Origin of the sequence: Pantoea sp. CCBC3-3-1 (assembly GCF_007981265.1) — a bacterium.
Taxonomy (GTDB): domain Bacteria; phylum Pseudomonadota; class Gammaproteobacteria; order Enterobacterales; family Enterobacteriaceae; genus Erwinia.
The window spans coordinates 4,970,741-4,994,256 of sequence record NZ_CP034363.1 but is presented as its reverse complement, the minus strand read 5'-3'; the positions used below and the strand labels follow the sequence as shown (position 1 = coordinate 4,994,256).

Sequence of the window (23,516 nt, the reverse complement as noted above, 5' to 3'; positions counted from 1 at the left end):
ACACGACGTTAATATTAATCCTAAATATACGTCATGAGGTTAAAGCCACGTGATATTTCCTAAGAACATTTTTACAATTCCGCGGGGATTTTTCGACCATTTTCACGGAGCGACAGATGGCAAGTCATTTCGCACGCTGGGCACTGAACGCAGGGATGATCCCGGTGCACAGGATTTCTCAACAGGCAGTGGATGCAGCACAGTTCCTGCCGGAACGACGCCGCAGCCGTTATCTGGCTGCCCGCATGCTGCTGGCGGAAATGATGTTGCGCGTGTACGGCATCCCGCAACTGCCTGAACTGGTGATGGCCAGCAATGGACGTCCTCACTTTGCCGACAGCGATCTGCCCGATTTCAGCATTGCCTATGCTGGCAACATCGTTGGCGTATTGCTGGCTGATGAAGGCGGATATGCAGGCCTGGATATGGAAATTGTCCGCGCGCACAGTCGCCAGACGCTGGAACAGCATTCACGCGATATTTCCACCGCTGAAAAAGCCTGGATTAACGCGCAGGCCGATCCCGATGAGGCAGCGACGCAATTATGGACAATGCGACAAAGCGTTTTGAAACTGACGGGCGACAAGGAGAGGGGCAAAGATTCGCTACAGTTGCAGCCTGCTTCAGGAAGGCTTCGCTCCTCATTGTTTACGACTATTCAGGCCATTTCCGACGTAGAACCGCTGATCATCTGGTCCTGTGCGCTTTCGCCCGGTAGCGAACATCTTACTCTGTGGGAGTTTGAAGCGGACAGCTGGACACTGCTGCGGGATATTCCTGCTTATGCGCAGAATTTGGGAGCGAGGATGCTACGATTAACCAGCCTGTCTTCGGGAAAAGTCTCTGGTGACTGAACAGCCTCCCACACGACAAGCGTGCAGGAGGCATGGTACTCAATCAGTGTGCGTCAATGAACACAATTTTCAGCACAAACAGCAGGGCAACGACCACCACGCAAGGGCTGATTTCACGCCAGCGGCCGGTTCCCAGCTTCATTACGCAATAAGAGATAAAGCCCAGCGCGATCCCTTCGGTAATAGAGAAGCTGAACGGCATCATAATGGTCGTGACGAAAGCAGGAACGGCTTCGGTCAGATCGTCCCACTTCACGCGCGCCAGGCTGGATGTCATCAATACGCCAACATAGATCAGCGCGCCAGCAGCTGCATAAGCCGGAACCATGCCAGCCAGCGGCGACAGGAACATCACCAGCAGGAACAGGATCCCCGTAACCACCGCCACCAGACCGGTACGGCCGCCAATGGAGACGCCGGAGGAGCTTTCAATATATGCGGTAACGGAAGAGGTGCCGATAAAAGCACCCGCAACGGAGCTGATGCTGTCGACAAACAGCGCCTGCTTCATACGGGGGAAGGTGCCCTTTTCATCGGTCAGACCGGCTTTATCCGTCACGCCAATCAGCGTACCGGAGGAGTCAAACAGATTGACCAGCATAAAGGAAAAGATGATGCCGGCCATGCCGATATTCAGCGATCCCGCCAGGTCAACCTGTCCGACAATCGAGGTCATGCCGGTTGGCACAGAGAAAACGCCGCCATACTTTACATCACCAATCGCCAGGCCAATCAGCGTGGTGACCACGATAGAAACCAGCACCGCAATATGAATGTTACGCGAAGCAAGGATAGCGATAATAAAGAAGCCCAGTGCGCCCAGCAGGACGCTGTGCGAAGTTAAATCCCCTACCGCCACCAGCGTCTCTTTGTTTGCCACCACGATGCCGGCATTTTTCAGGCCGATCATCGCAATAAACAGACCAATACCGGCCGTAATGCCCACACGCAGGCTCATCGGGATATTAGCAATCATCCAGTAGCGGACGCGGAAAAGGGTCAACAGCAGCAGGCCAACCGCGCCCCAGAAGATAGCGCCCATCCCTGTCTGCCACGAGATGCCCATTGCGCCGACCACCACAAAGGCAAAAAAGGCGTTCAGGCCCATTGCCGGAGCCAGCGCTACCGGAAGGTTGGCGACCAGGCCCATCAGAATACTGCCTGCGGCTGCAATCAGGCAGGTCGTCACAAACACCGCCTGCGTATCCATACCGGCCACGCCAAGAATTTGCGGGTTCACGAATACGATATAGACCATGGTCAGGAAAGTCGTGAAACCGGCAATGACTTCGGTCCGTACTGTGGTGCCGTGTTGCTGGAGTTTGAAGATCCGCTGCAGTAGACCTGAGTTATTCATTATGAGATTCCAAAACGGAGAAAAGTTATCGTCGGCTATCCTAACCGATAAATTTTAATTTGCCAGATAGCACAACGGTTTTTTCGCAACCGATTGCGCTGTAGATGCCCGAAGATCGCGGCATCTAACTGAAATTGACATTACAGGTCGCAATTCTGTTAAGGATCGTTACAGTGATGCAAAGAAAGCAAACCTGAGGAGGCACGATGTCTGTTAGCTGTGTGTTTTTCGATTGTGACGGAACGCTGGTGGACAGCGAACTGCTTTGTACCCAAGCCTACGTGAATACGTTCGCCCGGTTCGGTGTCGAACTTTCGCTACAGGAAATGTTTGAAAAGTACAAAGGCGTGAAGCTGTACGACATTATTGCGGATGTGTGCGCTGAACATGCTCTTAAAGCCAGGAAAGAGGAGATCGAACCGGCCTACCGTGAGGAGGTAGCCCGTTTGTTCGATGAGCAGCTACAGCCCATCGCCGGGGCGAAAGCCTTGCTGGAGAAGATCGCGGTCCCAATGTGCGTGGTATCGAACGGCACCGTGAGCAAAATGCAGCATTCGCTGGGCCTGACCGGGATGCTTTCCTTTTTTGATGACCGGTTGTATAGCGGTTACACCCTTTCCAGCTGGAAACCCGATCCAGCGCTGATGTTCCATGCGGCAAAAGAGATGTCTGTTCCCATTGAGCAGTGCATCCTGGTTGATGACTCCGAAGCGGGCGCCAAAGCCGGTATCGCGGCAGGTATTCCGGTATTTTATTACTGTGCAGATGCGCACAACAAACCGCTGGATCATCCGCTGGTAACAACGTTTGATGATATGGCGCAGCTGCCGGAGCTGTGGCGGGAAAGAGGCTGGGGGATTACACGCTAGCCGATGACTCGCTAAGGGCGGCTCAGCGCAGTGATGGCGTGAAGTTGCCCTTTAGCCGCCCTTATCCGACCATGAATATTACCCAATTGCGCCCAGCGTATCCTCGTTGCCCTGCTTTTTAGGCAGCAGGAACAGGGTGGCGAAAATATCCAGCAGATAAATAAGCGCCAGCAGCGTGATGGCCGCGTTAAAGGAGAGCTTCATCACCAGCAGGCCAATCACCAATGGACCAAAACCGCCCACGCCCCGCCCCAGATTGAACAACACGTTTTGCGCCGTTGCACGCACCTGTGCCGGATAGGTATCCGAGATCAGCGCGCCGTAGCCGCCAATCATACCGTTCACAAACATGCCCATTAACGCGCCGGTAAACAGCATTACGGTGGGATCGCGAAGCTGGGCATAAACAATAACCATGATGACTGCGCCAAACTGATACAGCAGGAAAATTTTCCAGCGGGTAAAACGATCGGCCAGCACGCCAAACAGCCAAATGCCGAAGGTCATGCCCACGACCGTCACCGCCGTCCAGAGTCCGGATTTGGTCAGCGTAAAACCGAAGTTTGAAGAGAGATAACCGGGCATCCAGATCATCAGCCCGTAATAACCAAAATTCTGCACCGAGCAAAGGATAAAGATCCCCAGGCTGGCTTTGGTCGTCGCAGTATCCTTAAACAGCAGCCTGAGACGTGCGCCGAAAGAGAGCCCCTGATTAACGTCGACATGTCGGGTAAAACCTTCCGGCTCACCCAGTCTCCGGCGAATAAAAAACGAAGCCAGCGCGGGCAGTAATCCAATCAAAAACATCCCGCGCCAGCCGATATAGGGCAGTAACAGCGGAGTGATAAAAGCAGCCAGCAGAACGCCTAACTGCCAGCCGATCCCTACCCAGGCCGAGGCACGGTTACGTTTCTCCGCAGGCCAGGCTTCCGCAATCAGCGCCATACCAATGCCGAACTCGCCGCCAAGACCCACGCCCGCCAGCGTGCGCCAGGCCAGCAGATCCCAGTAACCCTGCGCTATCGCGCACAGACCGGTAAAAAGCGAGAACATCAGGATGGTCCAGGTGAGTACGCGAATGCGGCCAAAGCGATCGCTAAGATGACCAAAAACGATTCCGCCGATTACCGCGCCAATCAGCGTCCAGGTAACCAGCGAGCCAGCCTGCGATGGATTGAGCGCCAGAGAAACACTGATAGCGGGCAGCATAAAGCCCAGGATAAGCAGATCGAAGCCGTCCATTGCGTAACCGCTGACGGCGGCCAGCATCGCTTTGCCGGGCGTAGCGCCCTTTGCAGCCTGGTGAGGTGTCATGAAGAATCCCTGCCTGAATGAAATGTGAGGCAAGTATATGTTTACGCTGGCGGTCAGGCCAATAGCCTCCGACCAGAAGATCAGTCCGCAGATGCCCTGGCCACGATTTTCAATGCCTTCGATAGTGCGTAAAACAGCACAAGCAGCATACAGGGGTTTATGATGTGTGATATCTGACGAGATTGGTTCAGGAAGAAGTTTACAGCTGAAATTACTGGCGTATTATCGGTCGAGTAAATATTGGACGAACCTATTGAAACGGGAAGAACAAAGAAAAGGAAATCAAAAATGAGTAAAAGGACAGACATACTCGACGGTCGGCAAGCCGCAACCGAAAGCTACGGGTTAGTTTATACAGAAGTACTCGGATGGATTGACCTCGGGCATGCACAAGGAACAGATATTCGTGCATTGTTGAATAAGATGGCTCTGGGAGAAGCATCAGGAAAGGAATATTATGATGTCACTTACTCTCAAGGTATGACATCACCTTATAAAATATTCCGTACGGGGAAATCGGTTCATTCAAAGTGAACGCTTTTATACCGCTCTTATTCCCGGATCCTGAAAAATTCCCTAATTCACAACCACGTTATGGCCTGTTACCACCCTTCATGAAAACTATTGCCCCTTACAACGACTTTTTATCCGGAAACATAATTTTGCCAACCCGCGAACGAACCTTTGTTACTACCGGCTCAAGCGGAAGAATGGATCTATGAAAAAGTCGGCAAAAATATTGTTATTAATAACTATTTTCATTTGTGCGGTACTCGCTTTCGTCTGGCCGTATATAAAAATGGAATTGGCCAGCAGCGCGTATTACACCCAATATAATGAAAGAGAATACGAGTACTACACGCCGGATCTGCTAAAAAATATGCCGCGAATCTCGGACAACTATGAATTTGCGTTCGGCAAGGTCAGCGGCCCGCAAGCACAGGTGTTTACTATTCGGTTTCAGGATACTAATGAAGCAAAAAAAGTGCGGGACTACCTGATCTCTGCTGGCTACAAACCCCAAACTAAATGTCATGTTGAAGCTGAATGCTGGCGTATTGAAGGTTCTAAGGATGTTGTGTCGATCGTAAATTATCATTCACCCGATAGTATAGCGGTGCAGATTTATCGCAGCCCGGATACTGAATAGCGGATGATATCGGCAAAAAAATGAGAAGGGTTTATGGGAACTCTTCTCATTTTTATAAAAGTCATTGATGATCAAGATATTGATAGATTAACGTCCTTGTTACTCTTTCTGTCAGACAGGCGTATCTTTACTGCTTTCGCCCGTCAACAGTTCATCAAGCTTGTCGCCACCAACGTGGCGGAAATCCTGCCCTTTAACAAAGTAGAAGATGATCTCGCAGATGTTCTGACAGCGATCGCCAATACGTTCGATAGCGCGCGCACAGAACAGCGCGGTCAGCACGCTGGGGATAGTGCGGGGATCTTCCATCATGTAGGTCATCAGCTGCCGCACGATGCCCTCGTATTCCTGATCGACCTTCTTGTCTTCACGGTAAATTTCAATAGCCGCGCTCAGATCCATGCGGGCGAAAGCATCCAGTACATCATGCAGCATCTGAATCGTGTGATACCCCAGCGATTCCAGGCTCACCAGCAATGACTGATGCTGCTGGCCAAACTTCTCCAGTGCCGTGCGGCTGATTTTTTCCGCTACGTCGCCAATGCGTTCCAGTTCGGAAATGGTTTTAATAATCGCCATCACCAGACGTAAATCGCTGGCGGTAGGCTGACGCTTGGCGATAATCCGCACGCAGGCTTCATCGATCGACACTTCCATCATGTTGACCTTCTGATCGCCGTCAATGACCCGCTGCGCCAGCTCGCCGTCCTGATTGTGCATGGCGATAATCGCGTCCGTCAGCTGCTTCTCCACCAGCCCGCCCATGGTCATGACCTGGGTGCGGATATGCTCCAGCTCGGCGTTGAACTGCCCGGAGATATGTTTATTCAGATTCAGGTTATCCATGATGTGCTCCAGGCAACTCAGCCGTAGCGGCCGGTAATGTAGTCTTCAGTTTGTTTCTGGTGCGGCTTGGTGAACAGCGTGTCGGTGTCGCTGAATTCAATCAGCTCGCCCAGATACATAAATGCCGTGTGATCGGAACAGCGCGCCGCCTGCTGCATGTTGTGGGTTACGATAACGACGGTGTAATCCTGCTTCAGCTCGGTAATCAGCTCTTCGATACGTCCGGTAGAAATCGGATCCAGCGCCGAGCACGGTTCGTCCAGCAGCAGCACTTCCGGCCGAATAGCGATGCCGCGAGCGATACAGAGTCGCTGCTGCTGACCGCCGGAAAGGCTGTAACCGCTTTGATGCAGCTTATCTTTGGTTTCATTCCACAGAGCGGCTTTACTCAGCGCCCATTGTACCCGCTCGTCCATATCGGCACGGGAAAGTTTTTCAAACAGGCGCACGCCAAAAGCGATGTTATCGTAAATTGACATCGGGAACGGCGTCGGTTTCTGGAACACCATCCCGACGCGCGCGCGCAGCAGGGCGATATCCTGGCTGGCGGTCAGGATGTTTTCGCCATCCAGCAGGATCTCGCCTTCGGCGCGCTGCTCAGGATAGAGCGAGAACATCTTGTTGAAGGTGCGCAGCAGGGTAGATTTACCACAGCCTGACGGGCCGATAAACGCCGTGACCTGGTTTTTAGCGATATCCAGATTAACGTTTTTCAGCGCATGAAATTTTCCATAATAGAAGTTCAAATCGCGAACCTGAATCATATTTCCGGCGGTATTGTCAGCCATTCTCTTTCTCGCTTGTTTGCGCCGCCGCAGCCGCGCATCTTAATTAGTGTTTGCGCTTGGAAAAAATCACGCGTGCCAGGATATTCAGTACTAACACGCAGAGAGTAATCAGCAGCACGCCAGCCCAGGCCAGACTTTGCCATTCGGCAAACGGGCTCATGGCGAATTTAAAAATGGTTACCGGCAGGTTGGCCAGTGGCTGCATCAGGTCGGTGCTCCAGAACTGGTTGGACAGCGAGGTAAACAGCAGGGGAGCCGTCTCGCCGGCAATGCGCGCAACGGCCAGCAGAACACCGGTAAGAATGCCGGATACCGACGCTTTCAGCGTGATGGCCGAGATCATTTTCCATTTTGGCGTTCCCAGCGCGTAAGCCGCTTCACGCAGGCTGTCCGGCACCAGTTTCAACATGTTTTCCGTGGTGCGAATAATGATGGGGATTTGCAGCAGCGCCAGCGCGAGCACGCCAGCCAGACCGGAGAAATGCTGCATCCGCGCGACGACCAGCGTATAGACAAACAGGCCAACCACGATGGACGGTGCCGACAGTAGAATGTCGTTGATAAAGCGGATCACTTCAGCCAGCCAGCCTTTACGGCCATATTCCGCCAGATAAATGCCCGCCATAATGCCCAGCGGTGTGCCGATCACGGTAGCCCACAGGATCAGCAGGCCGCTACCCATAATGGCATTCGCCAGACCGCCGCCAGCCGTATTGGGTGGAGGCGTATTTTCGGTGAACAGCGACAGCGTCATGCCGTCGAAACCGCGAGTCACGGTGGCCCACAGGATCCAGACCAGCCAGAACAGGCCAAAAGCCATCGTCAGCAGAGAAAGCGTTAGCGCAATGCGGTTTTTCATCCGCCGCCACGCCTGCATTTTACGGCGTGATGCGTCCAGTTCGGCGCGCGATTGCAAAGCCATCATCGTCATGAGCGTGCTCCTTCACTTTTTGCCAGGCGCAGGATCATAAATTTCGAGCAGGCCAGCACGATAAAGGTAATCACAAACAGGATCAGCCCCAGCTCCATCAGTGCGGCGGTATGCACGCCCGATTCCGCTTCAGCAAATTCATTCGCCAGCGCCGAGGTGATGCTGTTACCCGGCATAAACAGCGAGGCGCTGTCGAGCTGGTAGGTATTGCCGATAATAAACGTCACCGCCATGGTTTCACCCAGCGCGCGGCCCAGTCCCAGCATCACGCCGCCGATCACGCCATTTTTGGTGAACGGCAGAACGATGCGCCAAATCACCTCCCATGTGGTGCAGCCAATGCCATAAGCCGACTCTTTCATCATCACCGGCGTCTGTTCAAAGACGTCACGCATGACAGAGGCGATATAGGGAATGATCATAATGGCCAGGATAATCCCGGCGGCAAGAATACCAATACCGAAAGCCGGGCCGGAAAAGAGCATGCCGACGATGGGAATATTCGCCATCAGCTCGCCGAGCGGCGTCTGGAAATAAGTGGCAAACAGCGGGGCAAAAATAAACAGACCCCACATGCCGTAAACGATGCTGGGGATCGCTGCCAGCAGCTCAATCGCCATGCCTAAGGGGCGACGCAGCCAGTTTGGCGCCAGTTCCGTCAGAAACAGCGCGATGCCAAAGCTAACCGGAACGGCGATAATCAGCGCAATAACCGAGGTGACAACAGTGCCGTAGATGGGCACCAGCGCACCAAACTGTTCGTTGGGCGCATCCCAGGTTTTGGTCCATAAAAAAGAAAAGCCGAACTTTTGTATGCTGGGCCAGGATGAGATAACGAGTGAGACAATAATGCCGCCAAGCAGCAACAGGACAATCAGCGCAGCCAGTTTTACCAGCGCGCCGAAAAGGATGTCGCCCTGCTTGCCGGGGGGATTAAATGTCGGCCTGGTCGTAGCCATAGAATTCTCGATAGTAGAGGTTCAGGGCGGCGCAGCGTCCGCCCGTAACTTTTAGCCGTTTAATCAGCCTGGTACAGCGCTTTACCTGAGCTGTCTTTCACATTGGTTTTCCAGGCTGCACGAACCTGTTCAACAACGGAATCTGGCAGAGAAGCATAATCAAGGCTGTTGGTGGTCGCAGTGCCGTTTTTATAAGCCCAGTCGAAGAACTTCAGCACGGCAGTCCCTTTCTCAGCGTTCGCCTGCTCTTTTTGCAACAGGATGAACGTGGTTGAGGTGATCGGCCATGCATTCTCACCTTTTTGATAAGTCAGATCCTGAGCAAAAGATTTGCTCCAGTCTGCACCCTTAGCCGCATCGCTGAAGCTCTGCTCGCTCGGCTCAACCGCTTTGCCATCGGCATCCAGCAGTTTGGTGTAAGCCAGGCTGTTCTGTTTGGCATAAGCGTATTCAACATAGCCGATAGAGCCAGGCAGACGCTGAACAAAAGCGGCCACGCCATCGTTACCTTTCCCGCCAAGGCCGACCGGCCAGTTAACGGTGTTGCCTTTACCAATTTTACTGTTCCAGTCGCTGTTCACTTTTGCCAGATAGCTGGTAAACACGAATGACGTACCGGAACCATCAGCACGGCGTACCACGTTAATATTGCTGTCCGGCAGTTTTACGTCGGGGTTCAGTTTAGTGATGGCCGGGTCGTTCCATTTTTTAACGGTACCCAGATAGATGTCGCCAACGGTTTTACCATCCAGCGTCAGCTGACCGGATTTTACGCCTGGGATATTCACCGCCAGCACGACGCCGCCAATCACGGTTGGGAACTGGAACAGACCATTTTTTTGCAGATCTTCTTCTTTCATTGGCGCGTCCGAAGCACCGAAGTCGACCGTTTTTGCAATAATCTGTTTTACGCCGCCCGAAGAACCGATGCCCTGATAGTTAACCTGAGCGCCCGTTGCCTTATTGTATTCCGCCGCCCATTTGTTATAGACCGGTGCCGGGAAAGTCCCACCTGCGCCAGTAAGATTGTCGGCGGCAAAAGCAGAAACAGCGCTCAATGAAAGGGTTAAAGCGATACATTGAGCCAGCGTTTTTTGCATCAGTGTCATGTTCCCTCCAGGGGAGTAAAGTCAGGCTACATGCCGTTTTATCAGTAATAATGATTGCTGCTGGAGGCAAAATAGGACAGTTTGATGACAGTGAAATGTAGAAAATATGACAGTTTTGTGACAACTAACTCATCTTTCCTCCTTACAGGAGTAGTCTTTTTTTCGAAAGAAAAAAAAGGATTCAAATATTAAAAATTTGAGTTAATCCAGCAACATTAATCATTTTTTGTTGCCCGCTTTCGTTCAGGAGTGTAAAACCCTCTTCAGGTAATAGATTTTACCAGACCTTGATCGCTGTCTGTGAAACCACGATCAAGTACAACAATGGATGTTGTAAGAGGGATACTTATGACTATTAAAAATTTTTATTTTTCACAGTTGGCTGACATGCGTATAGAAGGCGTAGGCATACATGCAAGCTTCTCAATTTCTCTGGTTGTAAAAGATGAAAACACAACTGACGGAAAAAAAATATATATCTCTGCAGCAGGTAAAACTGCTGCAGTTAAAGCTGCTGGTTCGGGAGTAGCTTTGTTTTGGTGTAAAATAAGAAATAACATAGATAACCATGAAGCTATTTTACAAAAAAAATTTAATGAAAGATTTGCAGTAGGAATCGATGAGATTCTCATTGGCAGTACAGAATTTTTTATTAAAAAAAACGATAAATCTGCCTCAATCATCGTTGAAGGCGGATACGTAATCTCAGGTTACACAGGCCAGATTGTGCCTTTTCCTAAAAGTCTCAAAAGAGTCATAAATCTTACTCCTTTTTAGGTAAAATAATGAAAAAATTAATTTTTATGATGTTATTTTCATTCTGGTCAGGTTACTCCCTGGCGACAGGTGCTTACGCTGACAAAGCAACGCAGGAAGTTTCAGAGCTTGTCTCAGGATATTTGAAAGCCGACGATCACAACAAACTTGTAATAATTGAAAAGATTGAATCCATTGTAAAAAATAATCCCGACAACGGTAATGTGAAAAATATGTATGCGAATATTCTGGTAGCCGACGGGCAGTATCTTAAAGGGCTCAAAGAAATTGAAAGTATAAATATTAAAAATAAGAGACCCGTATCATCCCTGACTGAATGCATGCTAAAAGAAAAACTCTCCATGCCATACAATCAATGTTACAAAGAAGTAGTCAAGTTATCTGAAAAAGAAAAAACAAAAGATATTAATTATCTTGCAGCTTTATATTTAGGCAGCGACAAAAGATTTCCAGCAGAAAAAGAACGTTTACTTCAGCAAGGGAAAATAACCACTGAGGAAGTGGAACATTTCAATTTGGACAGAAATAAATATATAAATGAAATTTTCCCATAATATTTTGCTGTGCCATACAGGCACAGCAAAATTCAGAACCCGTTACTCGACCGTGACAGACTTCGCCAGGTTACGCGGCTGATCCACATCGGTGCCTTTAATCAGCGCCACGTGATACGAGAGCAGCTGAAGCGGGACGGTGTAGAAGATCGGGGCAATGATCTCTTCCACATGCGGCAGCGAGACGATCTGCATACCCTCGGAGCTGGTGAAACCCGCGTCCCGATCGGCAAAGACATACAGCAGGCCGCCACGAGCACGCACTTCTTCGATATTCGACTTCAGCTTTTCCAGCAGTTCGTTGTTAGGTGCCACAACGATAACCGGCATATCCGCATCAATCAGCGCCAGCGGGCCGTGCTTCAGTTCGCCCGCCGCGTAAGCTTCTGCATGAATATACGAAATCTCTTTCAGCTTCAGCGCCCCTTCCATCGCAATCGGATACTGATCGCCACGGCCAAGGAATAAGGCGTGATGCTTGTCGGAGAAGTCTTCTGCCAGCGTTTCGATCAGTTTGTCTTGTGACAGCATCTGCTCAATTCGGCTTGGCAGCGCCTGAAGACCGTGAACGATATCGTGCTCAATCTGCGGATCCACACCCTTCAGACGACCCATCTTCGCCACCAGCATCAGCAGGACGGCCAGCTGGGTGGTAAAGGCTTTGGTAGAAGCCACGCCGATTTCGGTGCCCGCTTTGGTCATCAGCGCCAGATCGGATTCACGTACCAGCGAGGAGCCTGCCACGTTACAAATTGCCAGTGAACCGAGGTAGCCCAGCTCTTTTGACAGGCGCAGTGCCGCCAGCGTATCGGCCGTTTCGCCAGACTGCGACAGCGTAATCAACAGGCTGTTTTTACGCACGGCAGATTTGCGATAGCGGAATTCTGACGCGATTTCCACATCACAAGGTATGTTTGCCAGCGCTTCAAACCAGTAGCGTGACACCATTCCTGAATTGTATGAGGTACCGCAGGCGATGATCTGAATATGTTCGACCTGGCTCAGTAGCGCGTTAGCATCGGGTCCCAGTTCAGAGAGATCCACTTCGCCATGGCTGAAACGCCCGCTAAGGGTGTTTTTGATTGCCATTGGCTGTTCATAAATCTCTTTCTGCATGTAGTGACGGTACAGGCCTTTGTCACCCGCATCGTACTGCACGTTGGATTCGATTTCGTTGCGCTGTACCCGATCGCCATTACGATCGACGATGGTAACGTCGCGACGGGTAACTTCAGCGATATCGCCTTCTTCCAGGTAGATAAAGCGACGCGTCACCGGCAGCAGCGCCAGCTGGTCAGAAGCGATAAAGTTTTCGCCTACACCACAGCCAACCACCAGTGGGCTACCGGAACGGGCAGCGACCAGCACGGACGGATCGCGGCTGTCCATGATCACCATACCGTATGCGCCACGCAGCTGAGGAATAACTCGCTGTACGACTTCACGCAGCGTGCCGCCGTACTGCTTCTGCTCCCAGTGCACTAAATGCGCTACAACTTCGGTATCGGTTTCGGAAGCAAAATGATAGCCACGCGCCATCAGCTGCTCGCGCAGTGGTTCGTGATTCTCAATAATGCCGTTATGAACAATGATGATGTGTTCTGAGATATGAGGATGCGCATTGGCTTCTGAAGGTTCACCATGCGTTGCCCAACGGGTATGTGCGATACCGGTGCCGCCTGTCAGCGGCGTCGTTTCCGCCGCTTCTGCCAGTTTTTGCACCTTACCCAGTCGACGAAGACGGGTAACCTGCCCTTCTGCCGTCACCACAGCAAGCCCGGCAGAATCATAGCCGCGATATTCCAGGCGACGTAATCCTTCAAGAAGGATCTCAGCGATATCACGCTGCGCTACTGCTCCAACAATTCCACACATAGTAGTTTTCCTGACGTTATGGCCTGAGCCATTAACTTTGTCTTCTGACCTGTTTGTTCCGGTATTTTCCGGTGCCCCGAGCCTTGTAGAGAGTGGGGCTTATCATTATGACTGCTTCAATCAGGCGGCTCTCTGGCCGCCTTAAGGTGCTGCTTATTGTTTCTTAACCGGACGCTGCCAGCCTGTTTTCAGCTGCTGATCCCGACGATTGTAGACCAGGCCTTTGGCTGCCACGTCTTTCATCACTGTCGTTCCGGCAGCGATGGTTGCCCCGGCAGCGACGGAAACCGGCGCTATCAGTTGCGTATCTGAGCCGACGAACACGTCGTCGCCAATAACCGTTAGCGATTTATTTACGCCGTCATAATTGCAGGTAATCGTTCCGGCACCGATATTCACGTTGGCGCCAATTTCTGCATCGCCCAGGTAGCTCAAATGGCCCGCCTTCGAGCCTTTACCCAGCGAGGCTTTTTTCATTTCAACGAAGTTGCCAACGTGTGCCCCTTCAGCCAGCGAGCTACCGGGACGTAACCGAGCGAAAGGCCCGACGGTGCAGGTCGCCGCCAGCTCTGCATTTTCCAGCACGCTGTAGGGACTGATTTCGCAGTCATCACCAATAACACAGTTTTTCAGTATGCATCCGCTGCCAATCTTCACGCGATCGCCGAGATGAACGCGGCCTTCTACGATAACGTTAGTATCAATCACCACGTCACGGCCATGCGTCAGTTCGCCCCGCAGATCGAAACGAGCCGGATCCTGCAACATTACGCCTGCCAGCAGCAGCTTTTCAGCTTGTTCTGCCTGGAAAACGCGTTCCAGCGTCGCCAGCTGAAGCCGGTTATTGACGCCGTCGGTTTCCGAATTGCGGGAAGGATGCACCGCTTCAGTGACCCGTCCTTCCTGATGCGCGAAAGCAATGATGTCGGTAATGTAGTACTCGCCCTGCGCGTTATTATTGGTCAGTTTGCTCAGCCAGCGCTTCAGATCGGCGCCGTTAGCCAGCAAAATACCGGTATTGATTTCGCGGATCGCCAGCTGTTCCGGCGTGGCATCTTTCTGTTCCACAATACCGACAACTGAACCCTGTTCGCGGATAATGCGGCCGTAACCCGTCGGATTATCAAGGATAACAGTCAGCAGCGCGATTCCGCCTTTGGGTTTAGCGCTGCGCAGGCGCTGGAGCGTTTCTGGCGAAATCAGCGGCACGTCGCCGTAGAGCATCATGATGTCTTCATCATCGGCAAAGAAAGGCGCAGCCTGCTGCATAGCATGGCCGGTGCCCAGTTGCTCTGCCTGGAGCACCCAGTTCAGCGAGGGATCGGTTAAGCGAGATTGTAGTAACTCGCCGCCATGGCCATAGACCAGGTGGACTTTATCAGCACCTACGCCGTTAGCCGCGTCGATAACGTGCTGTACCATCGGTTTACCGGCCAGCAGATGAAGAACTTTAGGAAGGTCGGAATACATACGGGTTCCCTTGCCTGCTGCAAGGATCACCACACTCATCGCGCTGTTTGACATAAACATCCTGCTTCTGATTTTGGCGAAAAAAATCTGCTTTCCACGCCGAAAAGTAAAACCATTTTGCGGCATAAATACTACTTCTTTTGCCACTCAAAAATACTTCGGTCATGGCTGATAAAAGAGGAGGAGATCTGAGCGACCTTCCCTCAATAGCAGCGGGCATGATATCACCAAAACTGTGCCATTCCTTCAGGATCTGGGCACCTGGCGGCGGTGAAAGCCGATGATGCAGAATTACTTAAAAAAAGTTACGCTTTTCTTTGTCCCAGCCACAGGCTCAGGCGCTTTTGCAGCAGCAGGATAATTTCACTGCCGCTGGTGCCGGCGACTCCGGCAAAAAACAGCGTCTGGGATGTTGTGGCATTGAAATCGACACACAGTAAACCGATTAACAGCCCGGTAAACATCGATACGATCAGATGCTGTAGAAATGTTTTCAGCCGGTGCGCGTTGCAGGGCTTGATTCGCTGATGAAGAATATAACTCACCACGCCACCCATCCCTGAAATGACGACCGCATCCAGAAGATGATGCTCAGATAAAAAGACCCATAGTAAAGGACTCATCGCGGCAGCCCTCCTGAAGCAGCGTGCTGGAGAATGACATCCGTCGCCAGGCGGCGCTTGCGAAGAAAAAGATTCTTCTCATGTTCTCTGCGCAGTATCAGGTCTTTTTTTACAGTATTGCCCGCATAGATCCATGAGCCAAACTGCTCTGCCGCGGCCGCATAACATCCCTGATTAAGAAACAAAAGAAGCGCAGATGGCTGCCCACTTCTCAGTTCCACCAGCCCGCTTTTTACCCCTCGCTGTCCGGCACCCACACTGAAAAGAAAAGAACAAAGCGCATCGAACTGATTTTGTGAAACGGGAACCTCGATGACGTTGTTAAGCAGCTCGCTGCATTTCAGCAGATCCTGCTTTAGCCATTCATCCGCTTCTTCCTGAGTAATGACCTGGTTTTCACAGATATTCTCTCTGTGCCCATAACCGATAACCCGGATATTCATATCATCAAGGCTGGCACTTAGAATAAGTTTCTCGTGGCTTTTAATGAAATTAATACCCGCACTGGAAATATTCATTTTCTTACCATAAACAGAATAATGCTCCCGAAGGAGCATTAAATTAAAATGACATTATCAGAGATAATCCCATGGCTTACCGAACTGTCCGGTCGTTTCTTCCAAGCCCGGTTCGGAACCCTGTGACCAGAATTTACCGATGAAGTTAACGCCTTTGTGGGTAACTTTACTGCCTTCCAGGTAAGTTGCCGTTGCGCTCCATTGTGGATAGTCAGAAGGCACTTCAGGATTAACAGGCACATCCGGTACAACTGGCTCATCCGGCGTAACGGCTGCCGCAGGCGCGATAATAACTTTATAAGAAGCCATATCGGTTTTACCGTTCGCAGCGGTCACGGTCAGCAGCACTTCCACCACGGTTTCAGTGGTCACGGCTGGCAGAGCAACATTCGTTTCGCTGGCCTGCGGAGAAACAATTTGCACGTTACCGGTGCTTGACCATTTGTAGCTGGCTGCTTTTGCAGATTTGTCAGCCGAGAAAATTAACGTGCTGCCGCCCACTGCTTTAACGGTGATAACCGCCGTTGGCATGGTGTTATCCTCCGGATCAACAGGCTCTACAGGATCAACAGGCTTAACCGGCGTTTCACCCTCAATATTGATACCTTTGAAATAGAAAGGAGACATATCAATATTCTGCTGAACAATAGGGCAATCCATACCTTCACGACCCGCATTAACCAGCAGGCCATTGTCGTTATCGATAGTCCAGGTGAACAGACCGCCCAGACCTTTTTCAATAACGTAGCGGGCTTTTTCACGAACGGTACGTGGGGTATCAATAGAATGGAAAACTTTTGACGTAGGGCTGTAGAGATAATCCGCACAGGCTTCATCATCGGTATAAACGTTAAAACCGTTACGACCAGACTGATTTTCCAGATCCAGATAGTTATTAATGACGTCATACCATTCCACACAGCCTGATTCAAACGTACCGGCGGTCGTACCGTTACCGTCATAAGAACCTTCGAGTGGAGAGAAAGAACGGATTTCACCGCCTTTGGCACTGCGTGAATAGCCTGCGTAACCAATGTTGATGGCTTCAGGATCGACACCCAGGTTCAGCAGATATTCCACTGCTTCTTCCAGGCTATAGGTCGAATTTTGGGTTTTATACAGGTTAGCATGATGACCCAGACCGTCCGCCCACGGCGTACCGAAGAAGTCATAAGTCATCAGGTTGATGCCATACAGACCCACTTCCAGCAGACCTTTGATATTGGAATGCTGTAACACTTCCACGTTAGCCGAAGAAGCGATGCTGATTTTTACATGGCTCATGTTATTGGCGATCAGCGCTTTGTGCAGCGTATCAATCAGCACGGCGTAGTTGTCGCCGTCTTCCGGGCCATGTGGGTTGCCTGCGCCTGGCGCATTGGGGTATTCCCAGTCGATATCGATTTCAGAAAACATCGGAAAGCGGTTGAAGAAATCAATGATACTGGCAACCAGCGTATCGATAGCGCTCTGGCTTTTCGCCAGCTCGTGGAACGCATCACTCATGGTCCAGCCACCGAGGCTGAAAGAGAGCGCCAGATCGTGGCCCTGTGCTTTCGCGTTTTTCTGTAAGTCGCGCATCGCACCCAGCACACCCTGTAGGTTAGGGTGATTTTGATAGAAGCAGTCTTCCTCGATATCGGAACCAATGCTGCCAGCACCAAAACCGAACGCTTTCCAGCCGCTAAAACCACAGTTGATATAGGACTGGCAATCGCCCCACGGATCCAGGATGGTCATTTCATTGGTTTTTTTCAGCGTTTGTTTCGCTGCCAGCTCAATTTTTTCCCGATTATCACCTTTATCACCAACGATACCGGTAAAACCAAAAATGATTTTATCGTAAGCGGTTGGGTCTAATTTAGTGATGTCAATCCCACGGCCACGGCTCGCTTTGGCGATGTTGCCATTATTATCAACCTGACGTTGATCGTAATGCGCCCAGTCGGTGTAGTAACCAAACAGCTTAGGTTTATTAGCGGTGTTATATTTGTTATACACACGTTTCGCTACGCGGCCGGAAGTATAGCTGAACTCAGCGGTATTCGTTGCCGGGTTAAAGCCATCCGCAGCATAGGATTGCTCGGTTAAAAGATCTTTTTGAATCAACTTACTCATGATAATTCCTTCTTTTGCGAGGGTTGCGTTTCCGTTTGTATTGAATCTTCATATCACTACCCCGCTGAGTCTCTTCCTTAACCCCTGGCGTTTCCAACCATAAATAAAGAGTAATATTGAAAAATAATTGTAAGAAACCTGAGGCGCCATCAAAAATATTATTAATAGCAACGCAGTTTAAACAAAGGGTGATTTCTTATGATAACTTTCACTCTTAAAAATAAATGGAAGGTAAACAATTTTTACTCTTGCCTGAGGTTTTTTGCTCAGTGTAGCCGCAGCCAGCCCGGTCAGGATAAGGCTTTGCTCCTGCGGGCATGCACTTTTTGCGAGCGAGGTGTTAATAATTGCAAGACAGATATTCTTTTTTGCCTGTTATATTGCGCTCTAGACGGCGACTGGAAGCATCTGGCTAATATTTATGAACGCAGTAAGTCATTAAGATAAAATCGTTAATAACGCATAAAATTAATTACGGTTATCTTATTTCTCTGACAACGCCTCATACTTCTTTCGCTATAACGATTTATAACCTTCATTTTGAACGAGTAGCCGGTAAATGAACAAAAAAATCCATCTTGGTAATAATATCTTCTTTTCAGAAGAGACTAACCAACTTATCAATGGTGCTATTAAATTAAGTATCAGTGAAAAAGAGAAACGACTGCTGAGTCATTTTATCCGACACCCTGATACTGAACTGACCAAAAGAAATTTGATTGGCGTGATTTGGGAACAGCGGGCGGAAACAACGGATGATGCCAATTTGACACAGCTGATTTACAAAACACGACGGGATCTGGCGGCCGTAAACCTGACCAATTGCATCAAGACCATCCCCGGCAAAGGCTATCTTTTTATTTCCGATAAAGCGGATGGGGCGGTCATTTACCACAAGCCGAGATATGAACGCCTCATTGGTTCAATTATTACGTTCATCGCCTTTATCATCCTGATCTATACCCTCATCTACTGTTTTCATCCGGCCTGATTGGCGCGGTGTTGCTGGCTGACCGTAAGGCAAAAAAAATGCCAGTCAGTTTCCTGACTGGCATTCTGTAGCTTAAACCTGAGTTACATCGCTTTTTTGGTCAACTCGATCACGCGCAGTTTGGCGATCGCTTTAGCCAGTTCAGCAGATGCAGTAGCAAAGTCTACATCGCCATGAGAGCTGTTCATGTGCTCTTCAGCTTTGCGCTTCGCTTCCAGGGCGCGAGCCTCATCGAGGTCGGTGCCGCGGATCGCAGTATCAGCCAGCACGGTAGCCGCGCCAGGCTGTACTTCCAGCATGCCGCCAGAGAGATAAATATACTCTTCGTCGCCGTGCTCTTTAACGATACGGATCATACCAGGTTTAATGGCGGTCAGCAGCGGGGCGTGGCCAGGGAAAATCCCTAACTCACCTTCGCTACCTGACACCTGGATTTTCTGCACAGTGCCGGTGAACATCTGCTGTTCTGCACTGACAACGTCCAGGTGATAAGTCATAGCCATAGTTAACCTCCAGAGAAACTCTTACAGTTTCTTCGCTTTTTCCACAGCTTCTTCGATGGAACCAACCATGTAGAAAGCCTGCTCTGGCATATGGTCGAATTCACCGTCCATGATGCCTTTAAAGCCACGGATGGTATCTTTCAGCGACACATACTTACCAGGTGAACCGGTGAAGACTTCTGCCACGAAGAACGGCTGAGACAGGAAGCGCTGCATCTTACGAGAGCGAGCAACCACCAGCTTGTCTTCTTCAGACAGCTCGTCCATCCCCAGGATGGCGATGATGTCTTTCAGTTCCTGATAACGCTGCAGCAGCGACTGAACGCCACGCGCTACGTCGTAGTGCTCCTGGCCAACAACCAGTGGATCCAGCTGACGGCTGGTAGAATCCAGTGGGTCAACCGCTGGGTAGATACCCAGAGAAGCAATCTGACGGCTCAGTACCACGGTTGCGTCTAAGTGAGCAAAGGTGGTGGCTGGTGATGGGTCAGTCAAGTCATCCGCAGGAACGTAAACGGCCTGTACGGAAGTGATTGAACCGGTTTTGGTTGAGGTGATACGTTCCTGCAGAACGCCCATCTCTTCCGCCAGCGTTGGCTGATAACCTACCGCAGAAGGCATACGACCCAGCAGTGCAGAAACTTCTGTACCGGCCAGGGTATAACGGTAGATGTTATCGATGAACAGCAGAACGTCACGACCTTCGTCACGGAACTTCTCAGCCATAGTCAGGCCAGTCAGCGCGACGCGCAGACGGTTTCCTGGTGGCTCGTTCATCTGACCATAGACCAGAGAAACTTTATCGATAACGTTAGAGTCGGTCATTTCGTGGTAGAAGTCGTTACCTTCACGGGTACGCTCGCCCACACCGGCAAATACGGAGAAACCTGAGTGCTCAGCCGCAATGTTACGGATCAGCTCCATCATGTTTACGGTTTTACCTACACCCGCACCGCCGAACAGACCAACTTTACCGCCCTTAGCGAACGGACACATCAGGTCGATAACTTTGATACCGGTTTCCAGCAGCTCCTGAGAGTTGGACTGGTCTTCGTACGAAGGTGCTGAACGGTGGATAGCCCAACGCTCTTCTTCGCCGATATCGCCTTTCATATCGATTGGCTCACCCAGCACGTTCATGATACGGCCAAGTGTTGCAGTACCGACGGGTACTTCGATTGGGTGCGCAAGGTCTGCGACTTCCAGGCCACGCTTCAGGCCATCGGAAGAACCCATCGCGATGGCGCGAACCACGCCGCCACCCAGCTGCTGCTGAACTTCCAGCACCAGACGGGCATCACCATTTTTAGTCTCAAGCGCGCTGTACACCTGTGGTACTGCGTCCTGAGGAAACTCGACGTCAACAACGGCGCCGATTACCTGGACAATTTTTCCAGTAGCCATTCTGAATCCTCTACCTAATTCGTTAACCTGGTTAAACCGCGGAGGCCCCACCGACAATCTCGGTAAGTTCCTGGGTGATGCTGGCCTGACGAGCCTTGTTGTATACCAACTGCAGCTCTTTGATCAGGTTTCCGCCGTTGTCGGTCGCAGCTTTCATCGCCACCATACGCGCGGCCTGCTCGCTGGCCAGGTTCTCTACAACACCCTGGTAAACCTGAGACTCGACGTAGCGACGCAGTAACGTGTCCAGCAGCGCTTTCGGATCCGGCTCATACAGGTAATCCCAGGTACTCTTCTTCACCACGCCTTCAGTTTCTTCTGCTGGCGGTAACGGCAGCAGCTGAACGATTTGTGGAGACTGGGACATGGTGTTGATAAATTTGTTGCTGACAATAAACAGCTTGTCGATACGACCTTCGTCGTAGGCTTGCAGCATCACTTTCACTGGGCCAATCAGGTCAGACAGGGAAGGTTTATCCCCCATGCCGGTAACCTGGGCAACCACGTTGCCACCGACAGAACGGAAGAATGACAGACCTTTTGAGCCGATAATCGCCAGATCGCTCTCGACGCCTTTATCTGCCCAGCCTTTCATATCAGCCAGCAATTTTTTGAACAGGTTAATGTTCAAACCACCACAAAGCCCGCGGTCGGTAGACACGACCAGGTAGCCGACGCGCTTAACGTCACGCTCATCCAGGTAAGGGTGTTTGTACTCCAGATTCCCTAACGCAATGTGACCAATCACTTTGCGCATGGTCTCTGCATAAGGACGGCTGGCCGCCATGCGTTCCTGCGATTTACGCATCTTGGAGGCGGCGACCATTTCCATCGCTTTGGTGATCTTTTGCGTGTTCTGCACGCTTCCGATCTTACTACGTATCTCTTTTGCGCCGGCCATAAGCTTCTCCTCAAAGCCTTGCGGCCTGCCCCTTAAAGGACAAGCCGCCAGACATTACCAGGACTGGGTTTTCTTGAACGTTTCGAGCAGGCCTTTCAGCTTCGCTTCGATATCGTTGTTGTAGTTACCAGCCTGGTTGATTTCAGCCATCAGCTCATTGTGCTCACGATCCGCATAAGCCAGCAGCGCTGCTTCGAAGCTGCCTACTTTCGCCAGTTCGACGTCAGTCAGGAAGCCACGCTCTGCGGCAAACAGCACCAGACCCTGCTGCGCTACGGACATCGGCGCATACTGTTTCTGTTTCAGAAGCTCGGTCACTTTCTGACCGTGGTTCAGCTGTTTACGGGTCGCTTCGTCCAGATCGGAAGCGAACTGAGAGAACGCTGCCAGTTCACGATACTGTGCCAGTGCGGTACGGATACCACCGGACAGTTTCTTGATGATCTTGGTCTGCGCAGCACCACCCACACGAGATACGGAGATCCCTGGGTTAACTGCAGGACGAATACCAGAGTTGAACAGGTTGGTTTCCAGGAAGATCTGACCATCAGTAATCGAGATTACGTTGGTCGGAACGAACGCGGAAACGTCACCAGCCTGAGTTTCAATGATTGGCAGCGCGGTCAAAGAACCGGTTTTACCTTTCACTTCACCGTTGGTGAAACGCTCAACGTACTCAGCGCTAACGCGAGAAGCACGCTCCAGCAGACGGGAGTGGAGATAGAACACGTCACCAGGGAATGCTTCACGACCTGGTGGACGACGCAGCAGCAGGGAAACCTGACGGTAAGCAACAGCCTGTTTAGACAGGTCATCGTATACGATCAGTGCATCTTCACCGCGGTCACGGAAGTATTCGCCCATGGCGCAACCTGCATACGGAGCCAGGTACTGCAGAGCAGCAGACTCAGAAGCCGTTGCCACAACAACGATGGTGTTAGCCAGCGCGTTATGCTCTTCCAGTTTACGAACCACGTTAGCGATAGTAGAGGCTTTCTGACCGATAGCCACATACACACACTTGATGCCAGAATCACGCTGGTTGATGATTGCATCGATCGCCATTGCGGTTTTACCGGTCTGACGGTCACCGATGATCAGCTCACGCTGGCCACGGCCGATTGGGATCATCGCATCGACAGCTTTGTAACCAGTCTGTACAGGCTGGTCAACGGACTGACGGTCGATAACGCCCGGTGCAATCACTTCAATTGGCGAGAAGCCGTCGTTATCAATGGCGCCTTTGCCATCGATTGGTGCACCCAGGGTGTTCACCACACGACCCAGCAGGCCACGGCCTACCGGAACTTCCAGAATACGGCCAGTACACTTAACTTTCATGCCTTCGGCAAGGTCAGCGTATGGGCCCATCACTACTGCACCTACAGAGTCGCGCTCGAGGTTCAGTGCGATTGCGTAGCGGTTGCCTGGCAGTGAGATCATCTCACCCTGCATAACATCGGCCAGGCCGTTTACGCGGATGATTCCGTCACTGACAGAAACAATAGTACCTTCGTTGTGAGCTTCACTCACGACATTGAACTGAGCAATGCGCTGCTTGATCAGTTCGCTGATTTCGGTGGAATTCAGTTGCATATGCTCCAG

22 protein-coding genes and 1 pseudogene are annotated in these 23,516 nt (G+C 51.1%); 7 read left to right on the top strand and 16 right to left on the bottom strand.

Translation table 11 applies throughout. The features are described from left to right. Positions 1-116: 116 nt before the first annotated feature. Positions 117-854, top strand: a complete 738-nt coding sequence (locus tag EHV07_RS23420; protein WP_147200464.1) for a 4'-phosphopantetheinyl transferase superfamily protein — start codon at positions 117-119, stop codon at positions 852-854. 43 nt (positions 855-897) lie between these two features. Here EHV07_RS23420 and EHV07_RS23415 read toward each other — a convergent pair whose 3' ends face one another. Further along, on the bottom strand, positions 898-2,211 hold the full coding sequence (locus EHV07_RS23415) for an NCS2 family permease (RefSeq protein WP_147200463.1): 1,314 nt from the start codon (positions 2,209-2,211) through the stop codon (positions 898-900). Positions 2,212-2,417: 206 nt separating this feature from the next. Here EHV07_RS23415 and yieH point away from each other — a divergent pair, with 206 nt between their 5' ends. Beyond that, positions 2,418-3,080, top strand: coding sequence for a 6-phosphogluconate phosphatase (gene yieH / locus EHV07_RS23410; protein ID WP_147200462.1), 663 nt, complete (start codon positions 2,418-2,420; stop codon positions 3,078-3,080). 78 nt (positions 3,081-3,158) lie between these two features. On the opposite strand, the gene EHV07_RS23405 is transcribed toward yieH, so the two are convergent. Continuing rightward, positions 3,159-4,394 (bottom strand): MFS transporter, encoded by a 1,236-nt coding sequence (locus EHV07_RS23405; RefSeq protein ID WP_147200461.1) that lies wholly within the window; start codon positions 4,392-4,394, stop codon positions 3,159-3,161. A gap of 288 nt (positions 4,395-4,682) precedes the next feature. Here EHV07_RS23405 and EHV07_RS23400 point away from each other — a divergent pair. Together EHV07_RS23400 and EHV07_RS23395 are read left to right on the top strand one after the other, a co-directional pair. Beyond that, positions 4,683-5,116 (top strand): annotated as a pseudogene (locus EHV07_RS23400) (hypothetical protein). Beyond that, positions 5,113-5,544 carry a hypothetical protein gene (locus tag EHV07_RS23395; RefSeq protein ID WP_147200460.1) on the top strand — a complete coding sequence of 144 codons (432 nt, stop codon included), beginning with the start codon at positions 5,113-5,115 and terminating at the stop codon, positions 5,542-5,544. Before EHV07_RS23400 ends, EHV07_RS23395 begins: the two are co-directional and overlap by 4 nt. Positions 5,545-5,655: 111 nt before the next feature. Here EHV07_RS23395 and phoU read toward each other — a convergent pair whose 3' ends face one another. From phoU to pstS, 5 genes are read right to left on the bottom strand one after another with little or no spacing between them, the layout of a single operon-like run. Further along, positions 5,656-6,390: a phosphate signaling complex protein PhoU gene (gene phoU, locus EHV07_RS23390; RefSeq protein ID WP_147200459.1), complete on the bottom strand. Its 735-nt coding sequence runs from the start codon at positions 6,388-6,390 to the stop codon at positions 5,656-5,658. 17 nt (positions 6,391-6,407) lie between these two features. Continuing rightward, positions 6,408-7,178, bottom strand: a complete 771-nt coding sequence (gene pstB / locus EHV07_RS23385) for a phosphate ABC transporter ATP-binding protein PstB (protein WP_147200458.1) — start codon at positions 7,176-7,178, stop codon at positions 6,408-6,410. Between the two features lie 43 nt (positions 7,179-7,221). Continuing rightward, on the bottom strand, positions 7,222-8,109 hold the full coding sequence (gene pstA, locus EHV07_RS23380; protein WP_147200457.1) for a phosphate ABC transporter permease PstA: 888 nt from the start codon (positions 8,107-8,109) through the stop codon (positions 7,222-7,224). Continuing rightward, complete coding sequence (pstC, locus tag EHV07_RS23375; RefSeq protein ID WP_147200456.1) at positions 8,106-9,068, bottom strand: phosphate ABC transporter permease PstC; 963 nt, start codon at positions 9,066-9,068, stop codon at positions 8,106-8,108. The genes pstA and pstC overlap by 4 nt, the downstream gene beginning before the upstream one ends. A 59-nt stretch (positions 9,069-9,127) precedes the next feature. Continuing rightward, positions 9,128-10,177 carry a phosphate ABC transporter substrate-binding protein PstS gene (gene pstS / locus EHV07_RS23370; protein WP_147200455.1) on the bottom strand — a complete coding sequence of 350 codons (1,050 nt, stop codon included), beginning with the start codon at positions 10,175-10,177 and terminating at the stop codon, positions 9,128-9,130. Between the two features lie 348 nt (positions 10,178-10,525). Here pstS and EHV07_RS23365 point away from each other — a divergent pair, with 348 nt between their 5' ends. Continuing rightward, a complete protein-coding gene (locus tag EHV07_RS23365) occupies positions 10,526-10,954 on the top strand; it encodes a hypothetical protein (RefSeq protein WP_147200454.1) in 429 nt (142 codons plus the stop codon). Positions 10,955-10,962: 8 nt separating this feature from the next. Next, positions 10,963-11,508 (top strand): hypothetical protein, encoded by a 546-nt coding sequence (locus EHV07_RS23360; RefSeq protein WP_147200453.1) that lies wholly within the window; start codon positions 10,963-10,965, stop codon positions 11,506-11,508. A gap of 42 nt (positions 11,509-11,550) precedes the next feature. On the opposite strand, the gene glmS is transcribed toward EHV07_RS23360, so the two are convergent. From glmS to EHV07_RS23335, 5 genes are all read right to left on the bottom strand, one after another. Beyond that, entirely contained in the window at positions 11,551-13,383 is a 1,833-nt protein-coding gene (gene glmS / locus EHV07_RS23355; RefSeq protein ID WP_147200452.1) for a glutamine--fructose-6-phosphate transaminase (isomerizing), read from the bottom strand. 153 nt (positions 13,384-13,536) lie between these two features. Next, positions 13,537-14,907, bottom strand: coding sequence for a bifunctional UDP-N-acetylglucosamine diphosphorylase/glucosamine-1-phosphate N-acetyltransferase GlmU (glmU, locus tag EHV07_RS23350; protein ID WP_147200451.1), 1,371 nt, complete (start codon positions 14,905-14,907; stop codon positions 13,537-13,539). Positions 14,908-15,158: 251 nt separating this feature from the next. Continuing rightward, positions 15,159-15,476, bottom strand: a complete 318-nt coding sequence (locus tag EHV07_RS23345; RefSeq protein ID WP_147200450.1) for a phage holin family protein — start codon at positions 15,474-15,476, stop codon at positions 15,159-15,161. After that, a complete protein-coding gene (locus EHV07_RS23340) occupies positions 15,473-15,994 on the bottom strand; it encodes a lysozyme (RefSeq protein WP_168199662.1) in 522 nt (173 codons plus the stop codon). The genes EHV07_RS23345 and EHV07_RS23340 overlap by 4 nt, the downstream gene beginning before the upstream one ends. Before the next feature lie 57 nt (positions 15,995-16,051). Next, positions 16,052-18,112, bottom strand: a complete 2,061-nt coding sequence (locus EHV07_RS23335; RefSeq protein ID WP_371419658.1) for a glycosyl hydrolase family 18 protein — start codon at positions 18,110-18,112, stop codon at positions 16,052-16,054. Between the two features lie 559 nt (positions 18,113-18,671). On the opposite strand from EHV07_RS23335, the gene EHV07_RS23330 reads away from it, so the two are divergent. After that, positions 18,672-19,103, top strand: coding sequence for a winged helix-turn-helix domain-containing protein (locus EHV07_RS23330; protein WP_147200447.1), 432 nt, complete (start codon positions 18,672-18,674; stop codon positions 19,101-19,103). Between the two features lie 83 nt (positions 19,104-19,186). On the opposite strand, the gene EHV07_RS23325 is transcribed toward EHV07_RS23330, so the two are convergent. The 4 genes from EHV07_RS23325 to atpA are packed head-to-tail and all read right to left on the bottom strand — an operon-like array spanning position 19,187 to position 23,507. Further along, complete coding sequence (locus EHV07_RS23325) at positions 19,187-19,606, bottom strand: F0F1 ATP synthase subunit epsilon (protein ID WP_147200446.1); 420 nt, start codon at positions 19,604-19,606, stop codon at positions 19,187-19,189. A gap of 21 nt (positions 19,607-19,627) precedes the next feature. Further along, positions 19,628-21,010, bottom strand: a complete 1,383-nt coding sequence (atpD, locus tag EHV07_RS23320) for a F0F1 ATP synthase subunit beta (RefSeq protein ID WP_147200445.1) — start codon at positions 21,008-21,010, stop codon at positions 19,628-19,630. Between the two features lie 31 nt (positions 21,011-21,041). After that, positions 21,042-21,911 carry a F0F1 ATP synthase subunit gamma gene (gene atpG / locus EHV07_RS23315; RefSeq protein ID WP_147200444.1) on the bottom strand — a complete coding sequence of 290 codons (870 nt, stop codon included), beginning with the start codon at positions 21,909-21,911 and terminating at the stop codon, positions 21,042-21,044. A 54-nt stretch (positions 21,912-21,965) separates the two neighbouring features. Beyond that, positions 21,966-23,507, bottom strand: coding sequence for a F0F1 ATP synthase subunit alpha (atpA, locus tag EHV07_RS23310; RefSeq protein ID WP_147200443.1), 1,542 nt, complete (start codon positions 23,505-23,507; stop codon positions 21,966-21,968). Positions 23,508-23,516: the final 9 nt, after the last annotated feature.